The 1,037-nt window shown below is 68.4% G+C and carries 1 protein-coding gene; it reads left to right on the top strand.

Annotation, left to right across the window (positions count from 1 at the left end; all coding sequences use genetic code 11):
- Positions 1-93: 93 nt before the first annotated feature.
- A protein-coding gene (locus tag ACIQBJ_RS35260) for an IS5 family transposase (protein ID WP_400718875.1) occupies positions 94-902 on the top strand; the annotation gives its coding sequence in 2 pieces (ribosomal slippage) (positions 94-411 and positions 414-902; 807 coding nt in all).
- The last annotated feature ends 135 nt before the right edge of the window (positions 903-1,037 follow it).

Raw genomic sequence — 1,037 nt, 5'->3', positions numbered from 1 at the left:
GCAATGATCGGCCTCATGACCCGCCGCCTCACCGGCGAGACCACCCCGACCTGGCGCGGAACCTGACCTCCAAAGTCAGGGACGAAACGCCCAGTGAGCAACAAGCCGTGGGTCGTGGACGACGAGCTGTGGGTGCGGATCGGGCCGCTGCTGCCGACGTGGCCGGAGCGGTCGCCGGGTCCGCGTCCGGTGGACGACCGGCTGTGTCTACAGGGGATCCTGTTCGTGCTGTACACCGGGATCGCCTGGCAGCAGTTGCCGCCGGAGTTGGGCTTCGGCTCCGGGCAGACCTGCTGGCGCAGGCTCGGTCGCTGGCAGGAGGCCGGGGTGTTCGAGTCCCTGCATCGTTTGCTTCTGGCCGAGTTGAACGCGGCCGGGCTGATCGACTGGACGCGCGCCTGCGTGGACGCCTCCCACGTACGTGCGAAAAAAGGGGCGCGGCCACCGGCCCGTCGCCGGTTGACCGTCGCAAGACCGGCAGCAAGCACCACGTGATCAGCGACGGCGGCGGCATCCCGTTCCATGTGATCACCACCGCTGCCAACGTCAACGACGTCACCCGGACCCTTGATCTGGTCGACGGCATCCCGCCGGTCGCCGGCCGTGTCGGCCGGCCCCGCAGACGCCCGGAGGCCCTGCTCGGCGACAAGGGCTACGACAGCAACCCCAACCGCCGCGAACTGCGCAAGCGCCGAATCCTTCCCGTCATCTCCCGCCGCGGGGAACCCGACATCATCGACCTTGGCAAGCTCCGCTACGTCGTCGAGCAGACCTTCGCCCAGCTCCACCAGTTCAAGCGCCTCGCCGTCCGCTGGGAGAGACGCCTCGAGCTCCACAACGCCTTCGTCTCACTCGCCTGCGCGCTGATCTGCTGGAGGCGCCTCAACCGACAGGCACAGTGATCGTGTTACGAGTTCATAGGGGTTTTGACTGTGGACAGAAGGTATCGCGGCGCTGCCGCGCTACGGATGGTGGGTCTGACCGGGGCGTTGGCCCTGGCGGGTGGGTTGGCGGTGCCGGTCGCGTTCGCGGCCGAC

The sequence above is a fragment of the Kitasatospora sp. NPDC088391 genome (assembly GCF_044753345.1).
GTDB lineage: Bacteria > Actinomycetota > Actinomycetes > Streptomycetales > Streptomycetaceae > Kitasatospora.
This window is presented reverse-complemented; position numbering and strand designations above follow the sequence as displayed.